Annotated in this window: 7 protein-coding genes; all 7 read left to right on the top strand. The window is 68.9% G+C overall.

Annotated features, from left to right (window positions below; translation table 11 throughout):
* The first annotated feature begins 135 nt into the window (after positions 1 to 135).
* Positions 136 to 2,469: a heavy metal translocating P-type ATPase gene (locus AC1DOC_RS14310; RefSeq protein ID WP_478129973.1), complete on the top strand. Its 2,334-nt coding sequence runs from the start codon at positions 136 to 138 to the stop codon at positions 2,467 to 2,469.
* A complete protein-coding gene (gene ccoS / locus AC1DOC_RS14305; RefSeq protein WP_012747919.1) occupies positions 2,469 to 2,606 on the top strand; it encodes a cbb3-type cytochrome oxidase assembly protein CcoS in 138 nt (45 codons plus the stop codon). The genes AC1DOC_RS14310 and ccoS overlap by 1 nt, the downstream gene beginning before the upstream one ends.
* 65 nt (positions 2,607 to 2,671) lie before the next feature.
* Positions 2,672 to 4,111 carry a cytochrome-c oxidase, cbb3-type subunit I gene (ccoN, locus tag AC1DOC_RS14300; RefSeq protein WP_478129972.1) on the top strand — a complete coding sequence of 480 codons (1,440 nt, stop codon included), beginning with the start codon at positions 2,672 to 2,674 and terminating at the stop codon, positions 4,109 to 4,111.
* 9 nt (positions 4,112 to 4,120) lie between these two features.
* The gene (gene ccoO, locus AC1DOC_RS14295; RefSeq protein WP_478129971.1) at positions 4,121 to 4,750 is read left to right on the top strand and encodes a cytochrome-c oxidase, cbb3-type subunit II; all 630 of its coding nucleotides are present in this window, start codon (positions 4,121 to 4,123) and stop codon (positions 4,748 to 4,750) included.
* A 13-nt stretch (positions 4,751 to 4,763) separates the two neighbouring features.
* The gene (locus AC1DOC_RS14290; protein WP_012747922.1) at positions 4,764 to 4,904 is read left to right on the top strand and encodes a CcoQ/FixQ family Cbb3-type cytochrome c oxidase assembly chaperone; all 141 of its coding nucleotides are present in this window, start codon (positions 4,764 to 4,766) and stop codon (positions 4,902 to 4,904) included.
* Positions 4,905 to 4,923: 19 nt separating this feature from the next.
* Positions 4,924 to 5,835 (top strand): cytochrome-c oxidase, cbb3-type subunit III, encoded by a 912-nt coding sequence (gene ccoP, locus AC1DOC_RS14285; RefSeq protein WP_478081971.1) that lies wholly within the window; start codon positions 4,924 to 4,926, stop codon positions 5,833 to 5,835.
* Between the two features lie 18 nt (positions 5,836 to 5,853).
* A partial coding sequence (locus tag AC1DOC_RS14280) for a 4Fe-4S binding protein (protein ID WP_478129970.1) occupies positions 5,854 to 6,418 on the top strand: 565 nt, incomplete at its 3' end.

Raw genomic sequence — 6,418 nt, 5'->3', positions numbered from 1 at the left:
GTCGGTGGCCACGAGAATGCGCTTGTACATGGTTTTTCTTTCCGGGAACGTGTGCCGCGAGCTTAGGCAGGCAGCCACCCGCGCCGCTTGATGCAGATCAAATGCGCGCGACCGGCCGGCGCTTAGCCTTGCCCGATGCAAGCCGCGCTCGCCTCCTTTTCCCCGGCCGCCGCGCTCCCACGGGCACCCCGTGAAGCCTGGCAGGTGCTCGACGATCCCGCCGAATGGCCCGCCTTCGGCCATGCGCTCGATGGCGGCGATGCGGGCACGGGGCGCTGGGAATCGCAGGTGGCGGTGGAAGGCATGCACTGCGCGGGCTGCGGCCTCGCCGTGGAGGCCGCGCTGCTGCGCGTCGCGGGCGTGCTCGAGGTGCAGGTGAATGCCGCGAGCCAGCGTGCCCGCGTGCTGTGGTCCGCCGCGCAGACGCGGCCCTCGCGCTGGTTCGAGGCTTCAGAGGCCGCCGGCTACCGGCTGGTGCCCGCCGCCGACGGCTCCGCACGCGAGCGCCGTTCGCGCGAGTTGCGGCTCGCGCTCTGGCGCTGGCTGGTGTCGGGCTTTTGCATGATGCAGGTGATGATGTACGCCTACCCGGCCTACATCGCGCAGCCCGGGGAAATGACGCCGGACGCCGCGCAGCTGCTTCGCTGGGCCTCCTGGGTGCTGACGCTGCCGGTGCTGTTCTTCTCCTGCGGGCCGTTCTTTCGCAGCGCGTGGCGCGACTTTCGCCATGCGCGCATCGGCATGGACGTGCCGGTCGCCTTCGGCATCGCCATTGCGTTCGCGGTCAGCACCGCGGCCACCTTCGACGGCGCGGGCGCATTGGGACACGAGGTCTATTTCGACTCGCTGACCATGTTCGTGTTCTTCCTGCTCACGGGCCGCTGGCTCGAGGCGCGGCTGCGCGACCGCACGGCCGGCTCGCTCGAGGCCGTGATGAACCGCCTGCCCGACGGCGTCGAGCGGCTCGGGGCCGATGGCGGCTGGCAGCGCGTGGCAGTGCGGCGCCTGGCCGTGGGCGACGTGGTGCGGGTGCGCCCGGGCGAGGCCTTTCCGGCCGACGGCGTGCTGATCGACGGCGGCACCAGCACCGACGAAGCGCTGCTGACCGGCGAATCCCGCCCGGTGGCGCGGGCGCGCGGCGAGCGCGTGCTGGCGGGCAGCCACAACCTGTCGGCGACCGTGCAGCTGCGCATCGAATCGGTGGGCGAGGGCACGCGCTTCGCGCAGATCGTGCGGCTGATGGAAAGCGCCGCGCTCGGCAAGYCGCGCCTGGCCCAACTGGCCGACCGCCTCGCGCGGCCGTTTCTCGTGCTGGTGCTGGTGTCGGCTGCCGGCGCCGCGGCCTTCTGGTGGCATGCCGACCCGGGCCGCGCGCTGATGGTGGCGGTGGCGGTGCTGATCGTGACCTGCCCGTGCGCGCTCTCGCTCGCCACGCCGGCCGCCATGCTTGCGAGCGCGGGCGCGCTGGCGCGCGGCGGCGTGCTGACCTCCAACCTGCAGGCGCTGGAGGCGCTGGCCTCGGTCGATACGGTGATCTTCGACAAGACGGGCACGCTGACCGGCGACACGCCGCGGCTCGAACGGGTCTACTGCCGCCAGGGTTTGCGCCCGGGCGATGCGCTGGAGATCGGCGCCGCGCTCGGAGCGCACTCGCTGCATCCGGGCGCGCGTGCGCTCGTGAATGCATGGAATGCGCAGTTCCGCGCGCCGCCCGGCTGGGAGGTGACGCAACCGACTGAACTGGCCGGCCTCGGGCTCGAGGGCCTGCTGCGCCGAAGCGGCGATGCCGGCGGCCCGGCGCGGCGCGTGCGGCTGGGCTCGGCGAGCCATTGCAGCGTGGCGCCGCTGCAGGTCGAGGCGCCGCAGGTGCACCTGAGCGACGAGCAGGGCTGGATCGCGAGCTTCGTGCTGGCCGAGGAGCTGCGCCCGGACGCCGCCGCCGCGGTGGCGGCGCTGCAGGCCGAAGGCGTCACGGTGCGCCTGCTGTCGGGCGACCGCGACAGCGCCGCGCGGGAGATCGCCGCGCGCGCCGGCATCGAATTCGCGCAGGGCGGCTGCACGCCCGAGGACAAGCTCGCGGTCCTGTGGCGGCTGCAGGCCGAAGGCCGGCAGGTGGCGATGGTGGGCGACGGCCTGAACGACGGTCCTTCGCTGGCGCGCGCGAATGCCTCCTTCGCCTTCGGGCGCGCCGTGCCGCTCGCGCGCGCACGGGCCGACTTCGTGGTGCCGGGCGATGCGCTCGCGGCCATTCCGCGCACCATTGCGCAGGCGCGGCGAACGCTGCGCGTGGTGCGGCAGAACCTGGCATGGGCGGCCGGCTACAACGCGCTGTGCGTGCCGCTGGCCGTCATGGGCTGGCTGCCCGCGTGGCTGGCCGGGCTGGGCATGGCGGCGAGTTCGCTGGTGGTGGTGCTCAATGCGGCGCGGCTCGCGGCCCCCGCAGCTTCCGAGGCCAGGGCGGTGCGCTGATGGACATCCTCTTCCTGCTGATCCCGCTGTCGGTCGTGCTGGTGCTCGCCATCCTTGGCGGCCTCTGGTGGGCCATCGAGCGCGGGCAGTTCGAAGACATCGAAATCGAAGGCGACCGCATCCTGCGCGGCGATTGATCTGCATCAAACCCTCGGGAGGGGGGCGCGGGGACACTGCCCGCAGTCCATCAAGAGGCACCACGATGCAAGAACCCCATCCTCCCGCAGCGGTCTACGACGACACCGCCGTACGGCAGCTCGCCCTCATGTCCGTGGTCTGGGGCGTGGTCGGCATGCTGGTCGGCGTGATCATCGCCACCGAGCTCGCCTGGCCCGAATTCAGCCTCGGCATCCCGTGGCTCAGCTACGGCCGGCTACGGCCGCTGCACACCAACGCGGTCATCTTCGCGTTCGGCGGCTGCGCGCTCATGGCCACCAGCTTCCACGTGGTGCAGCGCACCTGCCAGGTCCGGCTGTTCGCGCCGGCGCTCGCGTCGTTCGTGGTCTGGGGCTGGCAGGCGGTGATCGTGGCCGCCGCCATCAGCCTGCCGCTGGGCTACACCACGGGCAAGGAATACGCCGAGCTGGAATGGCCGATCGACATCCTGATCGCGGTGGTGTGGGTGGCCTATGCGGTGGTGTTCTTCGGCACCATCGGCATGCGCCGCGTGCGCCACATCTACGTGGCCAACTGGTTCTACGGCGCCTTCATCATCGCGGTGGCGCTGCTGCACATCGTCAACAGCGCCGAGATTCCGGCGGGCTGGATGAAGAGCTACTCGGCCTATGCCGGCGTGCAGGACGCGATGGTGCAGTGGTGGTAYGGSCACAACGCGGTGGGCTTCTTCCTCACCRCSGGCTTCCTCGGGATGATGTACTACTACATTCCCAAGCAGGCCGGCCGGCCGGTGTATTCGTACCGGCTCTCCATCGTCCACTTCTGGGCGCTGATCTTCACCTACATGTGGGCCGGCCCGCACCACCTGCACTACACGGCGCTGCCGGACTGGACGCAGTCGCTGGGCATGGTGTTCTCGCTGATCCTGCTCGCGCCGAGCTGGGGCGGCATGATCAACGGCGTGATGACGCTCTCGGGCGCCTGGCACAAGCTGCGCACCGACCCGATCCTGCGCTTCCTGATCGTGGCGCTGTCGTTCTACGGCATGTCGACCTTCGAGGGTCCGATGATGTCGATCAAGACCGTCAACGCCCTGAGCCACTACACCGACTGGACCATCGGCCACGTGCACTCCGGCGCGCTGGGCTGGGTGGGCTTCATCACGATGGGCTCGCTGTACTACCTGATCCCGCGCATGTACGGCCGCACCGCCATGTTCAGCGTGAAGGCCATCGAGGCGCATTTCTGGATGGCCACCATCGGCATCGTGCTGTACATCGCCGCCATGTGGATCGCCGGCGTGATGCAGGGCCTGATGTGGCGCGCCATCAATCCCGACGGCACGCTCACCTACACCTTCGTGGAGAGCGTGAAGGCCACCTTCCCGTTCTACGTGGTGCGGCTGGCCGGCGGCCTGCTGTATCTGGCCGGAATGCTGGTGATGGCATGGAACGTGTGGATGACCGTCATCTCCGGGCGCTCCATGCAGGCCGCCATTCCGCCCGTTGCCATTGCCCATGCCTGAGGAAGCGCCATGACGCAGAAGACCCCCTCCCCAAGCGGCTTCACCCACGAGAAGGTGGAGACCAACAACCTGCTGATGATCGTGCTGATCCTCGTGGTCGTCGCCATCGGCGGCCTGGTCGAGATCGTGCCGCTGTTCTTCCAGAAGTCGACCACCGAGCCGATCCAGGGCCTGAAGCCGAACACCGCGCTGCAGTTGGCCGGCCGCGACGTCTATCTGCGCGAGGGCTGCTACAACTGCCACTCGCAGATGATCCGGCCGTTCCGCTCGGAAACGCTGCGCTACGGCCACTACTCGGTGGCCGGCGAGTTCGTCTACGACCATCCGTTCCAGTGGGGCAGCAAGCGCACCGGCCCCGACMTGCACCGCGTGGGCGGCAAGTACAGCGACGAATGGCACCGCATCCACCTGAACAACCCGCGCGACCTGGTGCCCGAATCGAACATGCCGGCCTATGCCTGGCTGGACAAGACCCAGGTCGATGCCGATGCCGTTCCGCGCCACATGCGTGCGCTGCGCCAGGTCGGCGTGCCCTACACGGACGAGGAGATCGCCCGTGCCGCCGACGACGTGCGCGGCAAGACCGAGATGGACGCCACCGTGGCGTACCTGCAATCGCTGGGCCTCGCGCTCAAGTAGGGAGCACTGAACCATGATCGACATCACCACCTTGCGCGTTGCCGCCACCGTTTCGTGCTTCGTGCTTTTCCTCGGCATCGTGGCCTGGGCCTATGCCCGCCGCAACGCGCCGCGCTTCGAGGAAGCCGCGCAGCTGCCGTTCGAGCAGGACTGAAGAACAAAAGGGGCCCACGATGAGCGATTTCGTCAACAACTTCTGGTCCAACTACGTTGCCGCGGGCGCGGTGCTGAGCATCCTTGGATGCATGCTGCTGCTGTGGCTCACGGCCCGCAAGCGCGTGCCTTCCGATGCGGACAACACCACCGGCCACGTGTGGGACGAGGACCTGCGCGAGTCCAACAATCCGCTGCCCATGTGGTGGATCGGCCTTTTCGTGCTGACCATCTTCTTCGCGGTGGGCTACCTGGTGGTCTTTCCGGGGCTGGGCAGCTTCAGCGGCCAGGCGAACTGGAGCACCCGGAGCGAGTACGAAGAGGACGTGGCCAAGGCCAACACGGCGCTGGCGCCCGTCTACGCGAGCTACGCCGGCATGACCATGGAAGACATCGCCCGCGAACCCATGGCCATGGCCATCGGCGAGCGCCTGTTCATGAACAACTGCTCCCAGTGCCACGGCTCCGATGCGCGCGGCAGCAAGGGCTTTCCCAACCTGACCGACAAGGACTGGCTGCACGGCGGCACGCCCGAGAAGATCGCCGAGACCATCACCAAGGGCCGCATCGGCACGATGCCGCCAATGGCCGCGGCGGTGGGCACGCAGGACGATGTGAAGAACGTGGCGAACTACGTGCTGAGCCTGTCGGGCGCGCCGCACGACTCGGTGCGCGCCGGCCTCGGCAAGTCAAAGTTCACGGTGTGCGCCGCCTGCCACGGGATCGGCGGCGTGGGCAACCAGGCCGTGGGCGCGCCCAACCTGAGCGACAAGACCTGGCTGCATGGCTACGGCGAGGCGGCCATCGTGCAGATGGTCAATGCCGGCAAGCACAGCGAGATGCCCGCGCAGGAAGGCCGGCTCACCGAGGCGCAGATCAAGCTGCTCGCGTCCTATGTGTGGGGACTTTCCAACCCTGCCACGGGGCCCTGACGCCGCCAGGCCATCACCATGGATCCATCCGCTCCCGTTTCCGCCGCATCGGCCCAAGCCGGCCCCGGCACGCGCAAGATCATTCCGATCGCGCCGGCCGAGAGCGAGTCGGTGGGCCTGTACGAGGCCTCCAAGAAGATCTATCCGCGCACCGTGCGCGGCATGTTCGCGCGCTGGCGCTGGGCCATGGTCTTCCTGACCCAGCTGCTGTTCTACGGCCTGCCGTGGGCCCAGTGGGGCGAGCGGCAGCTGCTGCTGTTCGACCTGGCCGCGCGGCGCTTCTACGTCTTCGGCCTGGTGCTGTATCCGCAGGACCTGATCTACCTCTCGGGGCTGCTGGTGGTGAGCGCGCTGGCGCTCTTTCTCTTCACCGCCGTGGCCGGGCGGCTGTGGTGCGGCTATGCCTGCCCGCAGACCGTCTACACCGAGATCTTCATGTGGGTGGAGCACCGGATCGAGGGCAACCGCACCGCGCGCATGCGGCTGGACGGGGAATCGATGTCGCTCGAGAAGCTGGTGAAGAAGTGGTTCAAGCACCTGGTGTGGATCGGCATCGCCATGTGGACGGGCTTCAGCTTCGTGG

The organism is Variovorax sp. 01T439_2, assembly GCF_056398445.1.
The sequence above is the reverse complement of the archived record's forward strand: the minus strand, read 5'-3'. Positions and strand labels throughout refer to the sequence as shown.